Source organism: Aliiroseovarius sp. PTFE2010 (assembly GCF_049943335.1).
In the GTDB taxonomy this organism is placed as follows: Bacteria; Pseudomonadota; Alphaproteobacteria; order Rhodobacterales; family Rhodobacteraceae; genus JBNFVY01.
In genome coordinates, this window is the sequence record NZ_JBNFVY010000001.1 from 657,213 (window position 1) to 673,345 (window position 16,133).

At 61.6% G+C, this 16,133-nt stretch carries 19 protein-coding genes; 8 read left to right on the forward strand and 11 right to left on the reverse strand.

The genetic code is table 11. The annotated features are described in order from the left end of the window. Positions 1-301: 301 nt before the first annotated feature. From ACP2AV_RS03175 to ACP2AV_RS03195, 5 genes are all read left to right on the forward strand, one after another. Complete coding sequence (locus ACP2AV_RS03175; protein WP_426371356.1) at positions 302-1,837, forward strand: di-heme oxidoredictase family protein; 1,536 nt, start codon at positions 302-304, stop codon at positions 1,835-1,837. Continuing rightward, on the forward strand, positions 1,834-2,811 hold the full coding sequence (locus ACP2AV_RS03180; protein ID WP_426371202.1) for an imelysin family protein: 978 nt from the start codon (positions 1,834-1,836) through the stop codon (positions 2,809-2,811). The genes ACP2AV_RS03175 and ACP2AV_RS03180 overlap by 4 nt, the downstream gene beginning before the upstream one ends. Before the next feature lie 2 nt (positions 2,812-2,813). Further along, on the forward strand, positions 2,814-3,887 hold the full coding sequence (locus ACP2AV_RS03185) for a DUF1513 domain-containing protein (protein WP_426371203.1): 1,074 nt from the start codon (positions 2,814-2,816) through the stop codon (positions 3,885-3,887). A 249-nt stretch (positions 3,888-4,136) separates the two neighbouring features. After that, positions 4,137-4,409: a hypothetical protein gene (locus ACP2AV_RS03190; protein WP_426371204.1), complete on the forward strand. Its 273-nt coding sequence runs from the start codon at positions 4,137-4,139 to the stop codon at positions 4,407-4,409. Between the two features lie 24 nt (positions 4,410-4,433). Further along, complete coding sequence (locus tag ACP2AV_RS03195; RefSeq protein ID WP_426371205.1) at positions 4,434-4,817, forward strand: hypothetical protein; 384 nt, start codon at positions 4,434-4,436, stop codon at positions 4,815-4,817. On the opposite strand, the gene ACP2AV_RS03200 is transcribed toward ACP2AV_RS03195, so the two are convergent. The 11 genes from ACP2AV_RS03200 to ffh all read right to left on the reverse strand — a co-directional run bounded on the left by ACP2AV_RS03200 (position 4,803) and on the right by ffh (position 12,540). Next, positions 4,803-5,615 carry a division plane positioning ATPase MipZ gene (locus ACP2AV_RS03200; RefSeq protein WP_426371206.1) on the reverse strand — a complete coding sequence of 271 codons (813 nt, stop codon included), beginning with the start codon at positions 5,613-5,615 and terminating at the stop codon, positions 4,803-4,805. The two genes, ACP2AV_RS03195 and ACP2AV_RS03200, sit on opposite strands and share 15 nt — an antisense overlap. Positions 5,616-5,780: 165 nt before the next feature. Continuing rightward, positions 5,781-6,002 (reverse strand): 50S ribosomal protein L31, encoded by a 222-nt coding sequence (rpmE, locus tag ACP2AV_RS03205; RefSeq protein ID WP_426371207.1) that lies wholly within the window; start codon positions 6,000-6,002, stop codon positions 5,781-5,783. Positions 6,003-6,013: 11 nt separating this feature from the next. Continuing rightward, the gene (gene rplS, locus ACP2AV_RS03210; RefSeq protein WP_426371208.1) at positions 6,014-6,400 is read right to left on the reverse strand and encodes a 50S ribosomal protein L19; all 387 of its coding nucleotides are present in this window, start codon (positions 6,398-6,400) and stop codon (positions 6,014-6,016) included. 261 nt (positions 6,401-6,661) lie between these two features. Further along, a complete protein-coding gene (locus ACP2AV_RS03215) occupies positions 6,662-7,135 on the reverse strand; it encodes a hypothetical protein (RefSeq protein WP_426371209.1) in 474 nt (157 codons plus the stop codon). Between the two features lie 43 nt (positions 7,136-7,178). Continuing rightward, entirely contained in the window at positions 7,179-7,859 is a 681-nt protein-coding gene (locus ACP2AV_RS03220) for a MarC family protein (protein ID WP_426371210.1), read from the reverse strand. 122 nt (positions 7,860-7,981) lie between these two features. Further along, entirely contained in the window at positions 7,982-8,797 is an 816-nt protein-coding gene (trmD, locus tag ACP2AV_RS03225) for a tRNA (guanosine(37)-N1)-methyltransferase TrmD (RefSeq protein WP_426371211.1), read from the reverse strand. Positions 8,798-8,861: 64 nt separating this feature from the next. After that, the gene (rimM, locus tag ACP2AV_RS03230; RefSeq protein ID WP_426371212.1) at positions 8,862-9,368 is read right to left on the reverse strand and encodes a ribosome maturation factor RimM; all 507 of its coding nucleotides are present in this window, start codon (positions 9,366-9,368) and stop codon (positions 8,862-8,864) included. A 295-nt stretch (positions 9,369-9,663) separates the two neighbouring features. After that, the gene (rpsP, locus tag ACP2AV_RS03235) at positions 9,664-10,053 is read right to left on the reverse strand and encodes a 30S ribosomal protein S16 (protein ID WP_426371213.1); all 390 of its coding nucleotides are present in this window, start codon (positions 10,051-10,053) and stop codon (positions 9,664-9,666) included. Between the two features lie 42 nt (positions 10,054-10,095). Then, positions 10,096-10,392 (reverse strand): chorismate mutase, encoded by a 297-nt coding sequence (locus ACP2AV_RS03240; RefSeq protein WP_426371214.1) that lies wholly within the window; start codon positions 10,390-10,392, stop codon positions 10,096-10,098. Next, on the reverse strand, positions 10,389-10,925 hold the full coding sequence (locus ACP2AV_RS03245; protein ID WP_426371215.1) for a GNAT family N-acetyltransferase: 537 nt from the start codon (positions 10,923-10,925) through the stop codon (positions 10,389-10,391). Before ACP2AV_RS03245 ends, ACP2AV_RS03240 begins: the two co-directional genes overlap by 4 nt. A gap of 106 nt (positions 10,926-11,031) precedes the next feature. Next, positions 11,032-12,540 (reverse strand): signal recognition particle protein, encoded by a 1,509-nt coding sequence (gene ffh, locus ACP2AV_RS03250; RefSeq protein WP_426371216.1) that lies wholly within the window; start codon positions 12,538-12,540, stop codon positions 11,032-11,034. A 633-nt stretch (positions 12,541-13,173) separates the two neighbouring features. Here ffh and ACP2AV_RS03255 point away from each other — a divergent pair. The 3 genes from ACP2AV_RS03255 to ACP2AV_RS03265 all read left to right on the forward strand — a co-directional run bounded on the left by ACP2AV_RS03255 (position 13,174) and on the right by ACP2AV_RS03265 (position 15,819). Next, positions 13,174-13,968 (forward strand): putative nucleotide-diphospho-sugar transferase, encoded by a 795-nt coding sequence (locus tag ACP2AV_RS03255; protein ID WP_426371217.1) that lies wholly within the window; start codon positions 13,174-13,176, stop codon positions 13,966-13,968. Positions 13,969-14,036: 68 nt separating this feature from the next. Then, positions 14,037-14,924 carry a LysR family transcriptional regulator gene (locus tag ACP2AV_RS03260; protein WP_426371357.1) on the forward strand — a complete coding sequence of 296 codons (888 nt, stop codon included), beginning with the start codon at positions 14,037-14,039 and terminating at the stop codon, positions 14,922-14,924. Further along, the gene (locus ACP2AV_RS03265; protein ID WP_426371218.1) at positions 14,911-15,819 is read left to right on the forward strand and encodes a DMT family transporter; all 909 of its coding nucleotides are present in this window, start codon (positions 14,911-14,913) and stop codon (positions 15,817-15,819) included. The genes ACP2AV_RS03260 and ACP2AV_RS03265 overlap by 14 nt, the downstream gene beginning before the upstream one ends. Positions 15,820-16,133: the final 314 nt, after the last annotated feature.

A 16,133-nucleotide genomic window follows, 5' to 3' on the forward strand; every position in this document is an offset into this window, starting at 1 on the left:
TTCGCAAAAGCGAGATCCGATGTTGATCAGGGAAACTGGTGTGAAACGCTGCATGCAGATCTGGCGGCCGGGCGCTCTGCGCGCGACCGCTATGTCATAGCGCGCAGCGGCAACGAAAAAGGCGGGCGCGCCGCTGCCCCGTTTACTCTGGTCCAGAAGCGGGGCGCTTATGAAAGGGGCCGCAATATCGCCCTGGAAGCAACGACAAGTTGATGGCGCACCGGGCAGGCAAGACGGAATGAACGACAGACCCCGGGCCAAAGGGCCGGGGCTTTGAAATGAAAGGCGCAAGATGCGCACCATGATGTTTGTGGCGGCCCTTTTGTTGGCCGGGACTGCCTTGGCTGGCGACAGGCCAGTTCTGAACGATCTTCATCTGAACATAGTCCCGCGTACAAGTGATGAGATTGCGCGCATCGCCAAAGCGACCCGCCAGACCAAAGATTTCACCGCGCCCGAACCGTTCGAAAACAACCCGGCCGGTGCGGCAACGGTGCGGGCACGCACAGGGACAGATGCCTTTTCCCATCCGTCAGAAAACATCAGCTTTGCGCGGGAACTGGATTTCAAGCTGGGCAACGGGTTGTTCAAAAAGCTGTGGGTGACTTCGCCATCCTCGACTTTGGCGTCCGACGGGCTGGGTCCTGTTTATAACGCGCGATCTTGCCAGCGCTGCCACCTCAAGGATGGGCGGGGGCACACGCCCGAGGGCCCGGACGACAGCGCTGTGTCGATGTTCCTGCGCCTGTCGGTTCCTGCCCCGCAAGATGATCCGCTAACGCAGTTAGAGGCCTATCTGACCAAGCTGGGCGATGATGTGGATCGCACCCGGCCTGAACCGGCCTATGGCGGGCAGTTGCAGGATTTCGCCGTCGCGGGGCACGCCGCCGAAGGCCAGATGCGGATTGCCTATACGCAGCGCGAGGTGCCGCTGTCGGGCGACGAGGTGGCAACGCTGCGTGTGCCGTCTTATAGCATCGACAATCTTGGCTACGGGCCTTTGGCGCCGGATGTGCAGATCAGCCCGCGCGTGGCCCCTCCGATGATCGGGCTGGGCCTTCTCGAAGCGATCCCGGCGGCGGACATTTTGGCACATGCCGATCCCGACGACGAAGATGGCGACGGTATTTCCGGCAAGCCCCAGATCGTCTGGTCGGCGGTCCACAACCAGCCCATGCTGGGACGCTTTGGCTGGAAGGCAGGCAATGTTTCCGTGCTGGAACAGAGCGCCAGTGCTTTTCTGGGCGACATCGGAATTTCGAACCCGGTGTTCGATGGTGCCGCCGGCGATTGTACCATTGCGCAAGAGGTGTGCTTGCGCGGTCCGCATGGTGACAACGACGCGCGCGGCACAGAAGTGGACGCCGAGGGGCTGGAACTGGTGGCCTTTTATTCGCGCAACCTTGGCGTGCCTGCGCGGCGCGACATGGACGCGCCAGGCGTACTGCATGGCAAACAGGTGTTTTATGACACCGGCTGCGTGTCTTGCCACACGCCCAAACACGTCACTCACCGGCTGGTCGATCAACCCGAACAGAGCTTTCAGTTGATCTGGCCCTATACCGACCTGCTGCTGCACGACATGGGCGAAGGGCTGGCTGACAACCGCCCTGAGGGCCGGGCGAGCGGCCGTGAATGGCGCACGCCTCCGCTTTGGGGTATCGGGATGACCCAAAACGTGAACGGACACACCCAGTTTTTGCATGATGGGCGCGCGCGCTCGCTTCTGGAAGCCATCTTGTGGCATGGTGGAGAAGCCGAGCCGCAGCGCGATGCCGTGGTAGCAATGGACCCCGCAGACCGCGCTGCCCTGATCGAATTTCTGGAGTCGCTATGATGCGCAAATTCCTGTTGGTAGCGCTGCTGGCCGCAACCCCCGCGACCGCAGATGTGCCTGAGGTCGTGACGGATCATATCCTGCCCGGCGTTGCACGGTTTGCACAAGCCGCCGAGACGCTATCGATCACCGCCGCGCGCGATTGCACCGCCGATTCTGTGATTCCCGCCTATCACGCCGCGTTCGATGCGTGGTTGGGGATCAGCCACCTGACGTTCGGTCCGTTGGAAACGGATGGGCGCGGCCTGACCATTGCCTTTTGGCCCGACACGCGCGGCGTTGTGGGCCGGACCGTGGCCGGGTTGATCGCCGCGCAGGATCCAGTGGTCGAAAACCCTCAAGCCTTCCAAGAGGTGTCGATCGCCGGACGGGGATTGTTCGCGCTAGAGCGGGTGCTGTTTGGCGAATCCTATGGCCCGGACCACTACGCGTGCCGTCTTGTGCAGGCGCAAGCGGGCGATCTCGGCAGGATGGCGCAAGCGATTGACGCGGATTGGGCTGACTACGCGCAGGTCATGCTGAGCGCGGGCGACCCGGGCAACAACATTTATCTGAGCGCAGGCGAAGCGGGGCAGGCGCTCTATACCGCGCTGATGACGGGGTTGGAATTCAACAAGGATCAGCGCATTGGCCGCCCTTTGGGCACATTCGAGCGCCCGCGCCCACGCCGGGCCGAGGCCTATCGTTCCGGGCGCTCGCTGCGCAATGTGGCCCTGTCGCTTGTGGCGCTGCAGGACATGGTGCAGGCGCTGTCCGATACGGCCACTCCCGCAACCGATGATGCGTTCCAGACCGCGTTCGATCAGATCGAGTCGCTCGACGATCCGGTCTTTGCCGGCGTGTCTGACCCTGTTGGCCGCCTCAAGGTTGAAATCCTTGGGCAAAAGATCGCTTTCGTGCAAGATGCTGTTACGACAGAAGTCGGTGTGCCCATGGGGCTGTCCCAGGGGTTCAATTCGGCGGATGGGGACTAGCGATGAAACGACGTCATTTCCTGGCGGGCATGGCGGCAGCCGCCGCAGCGCCGGGGTTGAGCTGGGCCGATGCGGGCTCGCCGATCCTTTTGGCTGCAGCGCGCGAGGCTGCGGGCGGCTATGCACTGTTTGGAATTGCAGCAGACGGATCGGATGCGTTCCGCGTCCCGCTTCCTGATCGCGGTCATGCCGCTGCCGCCCATCCCACGCACCCCGAAGCCGTGGCATTCGCCCGCCGCCCGGGTCGTTTTGCGCTGGTGATCGATTGCGTCAGCGGCAAGGTCCTGCGCGAGATTGAGGCCCCAGAGGGGCGCCATTTCTATGGCCACGGCGCTTTCATTGAAGATGGCGAAATCCTGTGCACGACCGAAAACGATTTCAGCACAGGCGAAGGGCGGATCGGCTTTTGGGCCCGCTCAGAAAACTGGACCCGGATCGGCGATATCAAGACCCACGGCATCGGCCCGCATGACGTCAAGCGGATGGCCAATGACGTCCTGGTCGTGGCCAATGGCGGCATTCGCACCCATCCTGACAAGGGACGCGACAAGCTGAACCTGATGACAATGGAACCCAGCCTGACTTATCTGACACCGCAGGGAGAAATGCTGGAGCAGGTGGTGCTGCCGTATGAACTGCACCACAATTCCATCCGTCATCTTGCGCTGGGACCGGACGGGTTGGTGGCCTTTGCCATGCAATGGCAAGGCGATCCATCAGCGGTGGTGCCTTTGTTGGGATTACATCGGCGTGGGCAAGCGGCCGCGCTGGCCAAGGTGCCCCCACACGAAGGCGCCGGGATGAAGGGCTATGCCGGATCAGTTGCGATCGACCGCACCGGACGACAGGTGGCGATCACATCGCCGCGCGGGGGCAAGGTTCAGGTTTTTGACGCGCGCGGGCGGTTTTCGCATTCTGTTGCGCGCGGGGATGTCTGTGGGATCGCGCCCGCACCTGATGGTTTTTTTCTGTCGGATGGGGCCGGCGCGCTGACCTGCGTGACCGACCACATCATCCCCCTACGCGTGGCTGAAGCGCGCGCTTGGGACAACCACCTGATCGAAGTCGGCGCCTGAACGCGGTCACGCCATAGCCGGGGACTGCGCGCCCGCAGCGGCACCCATGTGATCTGCGACCAATCAGCACCATGGGGGACCGCACGGTCGAAAAGCGCACCAGCGGGGTAACGATGTGGGGCCGCGCGTGCACCGATTTCATTAATGCTGGATCCGAAAAAGGCACGAAACCTCCTGCATCGGGGCAAATTTTCGCCGCAGTTGATCGGCAACCTGAGCGGGACTTGAGATCTCGGATAGGAGGGTGGAATGGACTATGTGCTTGCTACTCTTGCGGTCCCGAAAGGCGTCGACGACGTGGTGTTGCTGTTCATTGCAGGCAGTACGTTGGCACTATGTGGCGGCGCAGTTGCGCTGAAAGTGTTGCATGGGCGCGGTAAGGCCCGCAAACCTGCGCCCAAGGAAAAACTACCCAAAGTGGCGCTGCCACTGGCCGGTAGCGAGGACAGGCCCGGTGGCCGGTTTGCACGCAAGGGGCGCAACGAAGATCCCTTTATCACCCGTCTAAATCGGTTGACCTGACCATCCTTTGAGTACGAGCGCACGATGCTGAAAACGGTAATCTACGCGATCGGGGTGACCCTTTCGACATTGGCATTCCTCTATTTCGGCGGCTACGACCGCCAGAAGGAAGTCACCGCGACCAATCAAAATGCGTTTCAGGACGCTGGATTGATCGCGCAGCACAAAGGCCTGTCGGACGAAGCTATGGGCCGGGGCGGAATGGCCAACGGTTGGTTTGGAGCGATTGCCGGGCTCGGCGACGGGCCCAAGAAAATCAAGGTCGAGGGGGTGGCACCCGCCGAGGGTGCCTTGCCCAAGTACACCATTTTGCCGCGCCAAGGGGTATTGCCCGAAAGCCGCCAGATGATCGCAAAATTGTCGGTCGAAGTTGCGGACGAGGGTGCCGCGCCGTCAGAAATCGACTGACACACCCGGCAGGTTCAATTCCTTCATCATCTCGCGCAGTTCTTGACGTGCGGCGACGTTTGAAATGTTCATCTGGCCTTTCACACCGATGTCCCGCAGGTCGAGCAAGGTCAGGCCACGGGGGAACAGTTCACGGAAGATGACACGTTCTGAGAAGCCGGGGGCGACGCGGAAGCCGATGCGGCGCGAGAGATCTTGGAGCGCATCGCCAATTTTCTTTTTGTTGTGCATCTGTTGCGCGCCAAGACGGTTGCGCAGAACGATCCAGTCGATCGGTTGCAGGCCAGCCTGCGCGCGAAGCTGGCGCGCGTTCCAGACCATTTCGGAATAGACCGAAGGGCCCTTGATTTTGTTCGTTTCGGCGTCGATACGGGCCAGCAAATCGAAATCAATGAAACTGTCGTTCATCGGCGTGACCAGCGTGTCTGCCAAGGAGTGGGCCACCTGACTCAGGCGCGTATGACTGCCCGGACAGTCGATGAGTATGAATTCTGCTTCGGATTCCAGCCCGGCGACGGCGGCTGACAGGCGTCGGTCGTAGATATTTTCGCCTTCGCGCAGCGCGGATTTATCGATTTCCGGCAGTTCGCGATACTCGGGCGTGGGCAAGCTCAGCCCGTTCTTTTCGCAAAAGGCCAGACGATTTTCCACGAAGCGCCCAAAGGTTTTTTGCCGCAGGTCCAGATCGAGCACGCCAACGGAATGCCCCATGCGCGAAAGCGCGGTCGCGATATGCATCGACATCGTCGATTTTCCGGCGCCTCCCTTTTCGTTTCCCACTACGATGATATGCGCCATGCTCTTCGCCCGTTGTCTACTAGGAACGCCCGGTGTCGGGGTTGGACCTACTCTATGTTGTGTTGCCGAATATGGGAAGCGTCACGCAATGGTAAACCTTGCGGGCTGGAACAAAAAAACGCCGCCCCGGTAAGGGCGGCGTTCGGCAAGCTCTGCGCGGCGGGATCAGAAACCCAGGCCGGCGTACTTGTTTTTGAACTTCGACACGCGGCCACCGGTATCCATCAGGCGCGAGCTGCCACCCGTCCAAGCCGGGTGCGAGCTGGGGTCGATGTCCAGTGCCAACTGGTCGCCTTCGGCGCCCCACGTCGATTTCATCTGCACCACAGTGCCGTCGGTCAGTTTGACGTCGATCAGGTGGTAATCGGGATGGGTGTCTTTTTTCATCGCGCCGATCCTTATGCGTCTGCGCCGCTTTTCAGCGGCTTGTAGTTGGTGACTTCTGCGATCCGGGCCGACTTGCCCCGACGCGAGCGGAGATAATACAGCTTGGCGCGGCGGACGCGGCCACGGCGCACAACGGTGATGCTGTCGATGTTGGTCGAATAAAGCGGGAACACGCGTTCGACGCCTTCGCCAAAGGAAATCTTGCGCACGGTGAACGAACCGGCGACGCCCTTGCCGTTCTTGCGGCTGATACAGACGCCTTCGTAGTTCTGAACACGGGTGCGGGTGCCTTCGGTCACCTTGTAACCGACGCGGATGGTGTCACCGGCCTTGAAATCCGGGATGTCTTTGGAAAGCTCGGCAATCTGCTCGGCTTCCAGCTGTGCGATCAGGTCCATCGCAATTCTCCATTTCTGCTCACGGTTTTTCCCGTGAAGGTGTGCCGCCTCAGAGCTCCGTGTCTTCTGCCGAGTCCGAAATTCCCTTGGTCTTTCAAGGGAGTCGCCCGCCGGAGAGTTCAGGTCGTCTTTGCTTTGCCATTCGGGGAGGCCTGAGTGCCGCTGAAGAAAGCAGGCGGGCCAATACCCAAACGTTCCGCGGGCCGATTCCGGCCCCGGACGGGCGGTGTATAGGCGGCGATGGCGCATCTGGCAAGGGTATTAGCGCAGCACCATGTCAAAGCCGGGGATGTCTTCGAACCGGGCTTCGGTACGTCCCAGCCAAGCCAGCGCCTCCGCCGGAATTTGAAAAGCCGCACATCGTGTCTTGCCGGGGGTGATGTCGCACAAGGTCGCGAACATCCGACACATTCCGAACACGCTTTCCTGGGGGGCAAACAATGCGATCTGCTTCTTTCCGGCAATGTCCAGTGTTGCTTCGTTGGCGATACGTGCAAGTCGGCCCATGTCTTTGAAATCGAGATTATCCGAGGTCACACCAGACAAATCGCAAATTTCAGGCAGATCGGGGCGATATTCGGGCAAGGCTTTCATCTGGGCCAGTCCGATCTGCGCATCGACCAAAGTTTGCCTGCCGGTGAAAGAGATAAAGACCAGACGATTGTGATCAATCAAACGCGTGTGGACCTGCATGCCTGCCCCCAACTTGTGTTCCTTTAGCATGTGCAGTGCCATGGCGCGAGGCAAGCATTTTTGTTGCAAAGGAACGGGGGGATGATCATTCCAGCGATTTTATGGCGGGCGTCGCCGTCGGCTCGTTCACTTCGAAAATTCCCAGTGTGTCAAAGCCGCCCAACACAGCGTCGACCGCGATAGTGGCAAGGATGATCCCCATTACGCGCGACACCACTGAGGCCCCAGTGTCACCGATCAGGCGGTGAATTCCATTTGCCGCGATCAGCAGGGCCAGCGTCAGCAATAGCACGAACATTAGTAGCCCCGTCGTGATGGCCTGTTCGACCAGCGTGTTCGAGCTGTTTTCGGTCAGGATCACGATGGCCAGCATCGCGCCCGGCGAGGCGATCGATGGTATGGCCAATGGAAAGACCGAGCCAGACAAATGTTCGCCATCATCGACGCGCTCGGCTTCGGCGATTTCAAGTGCCGCCTTTGTTTCACCAAAGATCATGGTCATCGCGAAAAGGAACAGGACGATCCCGCCGGCAATCTGGAACGACCCCAGACGCAACCCCAAGGTTTCTATGACAACTTGCCCACCGATAAGGAAAAGCAGCAGAATCAGCGCCGAGATGAGCACCGCGCGCACAGCGAAGCGCCTGTGCAACCGCCTCGGGATGCCTGACACCGCATAGAGGTATACAGGGATCGTTCCGATTGGGTCGATCACCACGAGAAGCGTGACAAATTCACGGATCAGAGATGCCGAGTCCAAATTCATGTTCCTGTTTCTGCCGGGATAAAGGTCATGACAACCCCCTAGCACAGCCTGCTAGGCGCAGACAGGTTCACGACACAAAAAATTGCGTGATGACACATATTTGCGCGCTTTGCTGCAACGGTTCAGTCGCGCTTGTTCTTGTATTCTTCCCACAGGTCGGGGCGGCGGTCGCGGGTGATCTGTTCAGCTTGCTCGCGGCGCCAATCCGCGACCTTTCCGTGGTGGCCGGACATCAGCACATCGGGGATGGTGTGGCCGCGCCAATCGGCAGGGCGGGTATACTGGGGGTGTTCCAGCAATCCGTGGGAATGGCTTTCTTCGTCCGTGCTGGCCTCGTTCCCCAACACGCCGGGGATCAGGCGCACGGCGGCGTCGATCATGGCCTGGGCGGCGATCTCGCCCCCGGTCAGGACAAAATCGCCCAGACTGATCTCTTCGATCCGATAGTGGTCAATTATGCGCTGATCGAGCCCTTCGAACCGGCCGCAGATCAGGGTAACCCCCTGCGCCCGGCTCCAGGACTGGGCGGTGGCTTGGTCAAAGCGTCGCCCGCGGGGCGACAGGTAGACCAGTGGCCACTTGGCGCGATCGGTCGGTACGCCGCGCTGCGCGAAGTCGATCGCCTTGCCCATCACGTCGGGGCGCAGCACCATGCCCGCGCCACCGCCGGCGGGCGTGTCATCGACATTGCGGTGCTTGCCGTCGCCGAAGATGCGCAGGTCGATCGGGTCGAGTTGCCACAACCCGTCCTTCAGTGCTTTGCCGGTCAGGCTTTCGCCCAGCACGCCGGGAAAAGCGTCGGGAAACAGGGTGATGATCTTGGCGCGCCATGCGCGCGCCAGCTCAGGCGTGTCGCGCACCAGTTCGCGTGGCCGGAGCGTTGGACGCACGGCAATGCGACCGTGAGACTTGGGGCGGGACTGGGGCGGTTTGCTCATGGGCTGGGTTTAAGCCGGGCAGGGGATGCGATCAATGCCCCCTGCGGGGTGCGCAGGTCGCGGATCAATCGAACAGGCCGTCCGGCGGGTCGGCCACGATGCGTCCCGCAGCCAGATCGACCGTGGGCACAGCGGTGCGGGTAAAAGGCAACAGGACCGTCTGGCTGGCACCGGGGACACGGATTTCCAACAGGTCCGCGGCGCCGTGATTCATGACGGCCTTTACTTCACCCAACTTGGCGCCGCCGGTGTCGTGGACGGTCAATCCGACCAAATCGGCATAGTAGTATTCGTCATCCGGCAGGTCGGGCATGGCGGCGCGGTCGGCCCAAAGGGTCACGCCGCGCAATGCGTCGCCCTGTTCCTTGGTATCCACCCCGGCCAGACGCGCGGCGAAACCCTTGGAAATTGCACCATTCAGGGTAATGGTAAAGCTGCGTGTGCCGTCTTCGGTCCAGAGCGGGCCATAGGCGGCCAGCGCTTCAGGCTGGGCGCAGAAGGACTTCACGCGCACTTCGCCGTGCACGCCAAATGCGCCCGCGATGGCGCCGACACAGATGCGCTCTGTCATTTTGTCCCCATGGCGGTTGCAACGCAATTGTCTGGTGACAGGTGGGACACGGCGATCAGCCCGCTACCGCCAAAGGCACAGAGGCCGCCCGCCTGGGGGCCCCCGGCCGTTGCTTTGTGGATCACGTGGATCCAGACGTTCGCATTCATCGTTCCACCCCGAGGCAGAGTTGGCGGGTGTCATCATATACACCACCCGCCCGCTCGCAACGCCCCGGTGCCAGCGCCCGGTCGAGTTTCATCCCGACCGTTGCGCCCGCTCCGAGGGCCACGACGATGAGCAGCCGAAGCATAGTTTATTCAGCGCTTTCTTCGGCGGCAGCTTCTTCTGCGGGTGCGGCAGAAGCTTCGGCGGCTTTGGCGGCTTTTTCTTCAGCGCGCTCTTGGGCTTTCTTGCCAGGCGTCGCCTTGTTGGGGTTGTTACGCTCTTTCTTTTCCAGAACGCCGGCTGCTTCAAGGAAGCGGCTGACACGGTCAGAAGGTTGTGCGCCTTCCCCAAGCCAGTACTGCACGCGCTCGATATTCATCTTCACGCGCTCTTCACTATCCTTGGCCAGCAGCGGGTTGTAAGTGCCCAGCTTTTCAATGAAGCGGCCATCGCGCGGCATGCGGCTGTCGGCAGCAACGATCGAATAGAAGGGGCGCTTTTTCGAGCCGCCACGGGCGAGACGGATTTTCATAGCCATTGGGTGTTCTCCTTTAAGATTGGCTTGGTCCGGCGAAGCCGGTCATTCCTGATGTTGTTCGTGGTGTTTGATGACTTCCTGAATGATGAACTTCAGGAATTTCTTGGCGAATTCCGGGTCGAGGTCGGCGCGGGTGGCCAAATCCTCAAGCCGGGCGATCTGCATGTCTTCCCGGGCAGGATCAGAGGGGGGAAGGTTGTGCTGGGATTTGAGCTTGCCGACAGCCTGGGTGTGCTTGAAGCGTTCGCCCAGAGTGTAAACGAGAATCGCGTCGAGACGGTCAATGCTCTCGCGGTGCTCTTGCAGAATTTCGGCGGCGCGGGCGGTGTGGTCGGTCATGCGTAAGCCTCCATCCCGCCGTCGGCGTCCAGCCAAAGCGCGGGGTCGTGTCGATAAACCAGATCGCCGGGGTTCTTGCGCGGGGCCGCATCATCGCGGCGCGCGCCCAGTTTCTCGGCCAAAGCAATCGAGCGGCTGTTGGCGGGGTCGATGTAGCTGACGGCAGTGTCCCAGCCAAGCACGCAGAAGGCGTGGGTGAGCGTGGCGCGCGCAGCTTCCTCGGCGTAGCCTGCGCCTTCGTGGCCGGGATAGAGGATCCAGCCGATTTCCTTTTCGGGCCAGTCGGCCGGGTACCACGGTCCGACCAGTCCGATGGGCGTGTCTTCGTCGCCCGCAAGGCAGACGGTGAACATGCCCCAATGACGGATGGTCCAGTGGCCTGCTTCGATGGCAAAGGCGCGCCAGGCGGCGGTTTCGGACATGCGTTCAATGTAGCTTGCGCGCTCGGACGTGAAGAAATCGATGTAGGCTTGGGTATCGCGCCCGTCGGGGCGGCGCAGGACAAGACGCTGCGTGGTGAGGCGGTCGGTCATAGCGCACCTCTGATCACACGAGGTGTTTCGCTTGCTGGCGCTAGCGACCGGGCGACGGGCCGACCCCCCGCGCTTTCGCGGATATTTATGACAAGAAGCATGGCGGTCACTTCTTTTTGCCAAAGCCCGACAAGCCGGGGGGAAGGGCTGCGCCGCCGCCAAGACCCGGCAAGCCGCCGGGTAGGTTGCCGCCCAGTTGCCTTGCGGCCTCTTCCATGGCCTTTGGATCGTTCATGTCGGGCATGCCGCCGGGCATCCCGCCCTTGCCGAACATGCCTTTCATGGCCTGTTTCAGCATGCCGCCTTTGCCCATTTTGCCCATCTTTTTCATCATGTCGGCCATCTGCCGATGCATCTTCAGAAGCTGGTTGAGTTCGCTGACTTCCAGCCCCGCGCCCTTGGCGATGCGTTTCTTGCGGCTGGCCTGAAGGATCTGCGGGTTGGCGCGTTCCTTTTTGGTCATGGAATTGATCAGCGCGATCTGGCGTTTGAAAATCGAGTCATCCAGCCCGCTTTCTTCGATCTGTTTGGCGGCCTTTTTCATGCCCGGCATCATCCCCATGATGCCTTCCATGCCGCCCATCTTGCCCATCTGTTCAAGCTGCATTTTCAGATCGTTCATGTTGAAGCGGCCCTTCTGGAAGCGCTTCATCATCTTTTCCGCCTGTTCGGCTTCGATGGTTTCCTGGGCTTTTTCGACAAGGGACACGATGTCGCCCATGCCCAGAATCCGGCCCGCGACGCGTTCGGGGTGGAATTCCTCGAGCGCGTCCATCTTTTCGCCGAGGCCGACGAATTTGATCGGCTTGCCGGTGACCGCGCGCATCGAAAGCGCCGCGCCGCCGCGCCCGTCGCCGTCCATACGCGTCAGCACGACGCCCGAAATGCCGATGCGGCTGTCGAAGTTTTCGGCGGTATTCACTGCGTCCTGGCCGGTCAGCCCGTCGACGACCAGCAGAGTTTCGCGTGGGTTTGTGACATCGCGGACGGCTTCGACTTCGGCCATCATCTGGTCGTCGATCGACAAACGGCCGGCGGTATCGAGCATGTACACATCATACCCGCCCATGGTCGCCTGTTGCTTGGCGCGCTTGGCGATATCGGTGGGCGTCTGGCCGGACACGATGGGCAGGGTGTCGACGCCGATCTGGGTGCCGAGCACTTCAAGCTGGTGTTGTGCCGCGGGGCGGTAGACGTCGAGCGAGGCCATTAGCACGCGCTTGCCTTGCTTTTCCTTGAGCCGTTTTGCCAGTTTGGCGGTGGTTGTCGTCTTGCCGCCACCCTGCAGACCGACCATCAGGATCGGGGCGGGGGGGCTGTCGACCTTGAGCGCACCGATGTCGCCAGCGTCGCCCTGAAGCACGTGGACCAGTTCGTCATGGACGATCTTGACCACCTGTTGGCCCGGGGTAATGGATTTCGTAACCGCTTGACCGGTGGCCTTTTCCTGCACCGCCTTGACGAAGTCGCGCGCCACGGGCAGCGAAACGTCGGCCTCAAGCAGGGCGACGCGCACTTCGCGCAGGGCGGTCTTGACGTCATCGTCGGACAGGGCGCCCTGTTTTGTCAGCCGGTCAAAGACGCCAGAGAGGCGGTCGGACAGGTTTTCGAACATCACATGCCTCCTTCGGCGGTTTGGTTGTGCCCCATATGGGGCGGCGCAGGTCCAACCCCAAGCCGGAATGCGAATGTGCCCCCGTGGGCGAAACTCGCTGACGGGGGGCGATCCTGGCACGCGGCCTGAGGACCGGAAGGCACGGGGGCTTTCCGGAGTTGTTGCGCGGCAGATACGCGCGCGGGGCGAATGAGTCAACCCTGCGCGCCTGTCCTGCGCGCCTGTGCGTAGGGCTGCAATAGCCCCGTGATGGCAGGGCGCTGATCTGGGGGCAGTGCAAGTTGTGCCCGTGTCGACGCTGATGAACAGGATGGTTTCGGCAAACGGATCATCTACATCTTCGCCGGCTCTGACCGTTCGATCGACGCCAAACGCGCGCCTGGCCCGTCCCGATCCGGGCCAAAGCGACGACCGTCCCCTTTATAATCACCGTGGCGGATCGGATCGGTGATATTGCTGGGGGCCTAGTTTATCGCGCGGGCGCGCGCAGCAACGGCTACGCCCAGAAAATAGGAATGCCATGTGAAAAGGTGTCCTGGGTCTACTCATTCAGTTAAAAGGAATGCGGAATTGATGCCTGCCCCGTGACATTGGGTCGGTTTGGGGCCGGCGAACTGGGAAGAATGGCAGGACATGACCAACCGGTACGATGGCGCGGGCAGCCGGGGTGTAATCTATGTTGCGACGGGGGCCGACTATGTCGATCTTGCGGTGCGTTCGGCGCACTCGTTACGGGTGGTCGAACCGCATTTGCCCATCGTGTTGTTTTCCGACGGTCCGGTGGATGGGCCGTTCGATCAGGTCTTGCCAGTGCCGCGGGCCCATGCGCGGGCCAAGTTAGAGGCGATGGCCGCCACGCCGTTCCAGCGGACGTTGTTTCTGGATGCAGATACACGGGTGTTGGCGCCGCTGGACGATCTGTTCGATGTGCTGGACAGGTTCGATCTGGCGCTGGCCCATGACGTGCGCCGCGCCAGCGCGCTTATTCAAGAGGGAACAGTAAAGACACCCTATGCCTTTGGGCAGATGAATTCGGGGGTGATGCTCTATCGCAGATCGCCTGAAATGCTGGCGTTCCTGGACGAATGGGCGCGGCGCTACCATGCCGACGGTCATGTGCGTGACCAGGTGCCGCTAAAGGACTTGCTGTGGGAAAGCGATCTGCGGTTTTACGTGCTGCCCGAAGAATTCAATCTGCGCCGGGTCACGATGCTGGACGCCTGGGAGCCGCTGGATGCACGCCCGACAATCCTGCACTCGCATCGGTTGATGGACCACATGCGCGGCAAAGGCGAACGATACGACGACATGGGCGCGCTGGTGGCGGCCGAGCGCGCGATGCTGGCATGGGAATGGTCGCAAGTGCAGGCCGGCGACGACCCGATTCTGCGCTTTGCCCAGGCGCAGGGCGACCCCACGCCCGATTAGACCCTTGCAAACACGCACCAACGCTGCATATTTGCCAAAAAAATGTTTACAGGTGCACAGCGATGAGTTTGGACAATTGGGATGAAATCCGCACGGCCTATCATGTGGCGCGGCGCGGCACGGTATCGGGCGCGGCCGAAGTTCTGGGCGTGCACCACGCGACAGTGATCCGCCATATCGATTCGCTGGAAGCGCGCCTGGGGGTCAAATTGTTTCAACGCCACGCGCGCGGTTACACCGCGACCGAGGCCGGATCGGACCTGTTGTCAGTGGCGCAGGCAACGGACGATCAGTTTTCGCAACTGGCAAGTCGGATCCGCGGGCGGGGCGAAGCCGTCTCGGGCGAACTGACGGTGACGGCGGTGCCGGGCATGTCGGGGCTGCTGCTACCCGCCTTGGCGGGGTTTCAGCGCACCCATCCTGACGTGCGCATCAAATACCTGTCGGACCCGCGGGTGTTGCGGCTGGAATATGGCGAGGCACATGTAGCCATCCGTGCCGGTGCAATTCCGCAAGAACCGGACAACGTGGTTCAACCGTTCTACAAACAGGACATCGCGCTCTATGCCAATGCCGATTACGTGGCGACGCACGGCATTCCCAAGACTGAAGATGAACTGCTGACGCACTTGTTCATCGGCACGGCCTATACGGCATCGCGTGCGCCGTTTCATCGCTGGCTGAACGCGAACGTGTCCGAGGATAACATCGTGTTCCGGACCTCGGGGCTGGATGCGGGCTATCATGCGATCATGCAAGGAATGGGCATCGGGTTCATGCCGGTGTGGGTGGCGCGCGGGCGCGAGGACCTGATCGAAGTGGCCCCGCCGCGCGATGAATGGGCCAGCCAGAGCTGGCTGGTGACCCACGTGGATCTGCACCGCTCGCCCAAAGTGCAAACCTTTCTGAGCTATCTGAAGGATAACGCCAAAAGCTGGCCCCGTGCCGCTGACTGACCGCGAGGCCCTGCGCGGGCATCTGGCCATGCTGGCGTTTTCGGTCCTGGTGTCGGTGTCCTTTTCGCTGGGCGGCATGGTGGCGGGCGATATCGCCCCGGCGGCACTGAACGCCGTGCGTTTTGCCATCGCCGCCACCGTGACAGGGATCATCGCGGCGGCGCTGGGGCAGTTGCGTCGGGCCACCTTTGACGCACCGTGGCGCTATGTCATCATCGGTGCCTTCTATGGCGCCTATTTCGTATTGATGTTCGAGGGGCTGAAAACTGCGCCGCCGGTGTCGATTTCGGCCATTTTCACGCTGAGCCCGCTGCTTAGTGGCGTGTTGGCTTGGGCGCTGTTGCGACAAGCGAGCACCCCGCGCATGACCCTGGCGCTGGGGATCGGCGCGGCGGGCGCACTGTTGGTGATCTTTCGCGGCGACCCCGGCGCGATGCTGCGATTTGAAATCGGGCGGGGCGAGGCGACGTTTCTTGGCGGCTGCGTATCCTATGCGCTGTTCGCGGTGGGATCGCGCAGGTTGAACCGCGGAGAGGCGACCTTTGCCTTTTCCTTCGCGGTGATCGCAGCGGCGACAGGTCTGCTGTTCGTCTATGGCTGGGCCGATATCCGGGGCACAGATTGGGCGGCGCTGCGCCCGATGGTTTGGGTGACGATCCTTTATACCGCTCTGGCGGCCGGAGTGGTTACGACCGCGTTGCAGCTTTTCGCGGTGATGCGCCTGCCCGCGGCCAAGGTGATGGCCTATTCCTATCTGGCGCCAACATGGGTCGCGCTGTGGGAGGCAATGCTGGGCCACAGCATTCCCTCGCCTTCTACGCTAGCAGGCGTCGGGTTGACCGTACTGGCGCTGATCCTGCTGCTGCGCGATGGGCGGGTTGATCCAGGGCCATAACGCGCGCGTCGCTGCGTGTTTTGGCCAAGGGGGCAGCCTGACCCCTGAACAAATATTCGGCTCCGATCCGCGAATACTGAATGATCGACCGGGGCGCAGCCCCACAGCGCGGGTTTTCAGCCGTTCTGGCCAAAACCGTTCTGGCCTACAAAATTGGATAAGGTAGCCGACGAATTGCCATCGTTGTTCGCGACGGCGATCACTGGCGCGCTGGCGCTGGCGAACCGGTACGGGTGTTGCCGTTCGCGCTGTATCGCGCACCAAAGTCGCGCGTGTCGCTATTCAAGCCGTCTTGGGCGAAAACCAGTGCGCGG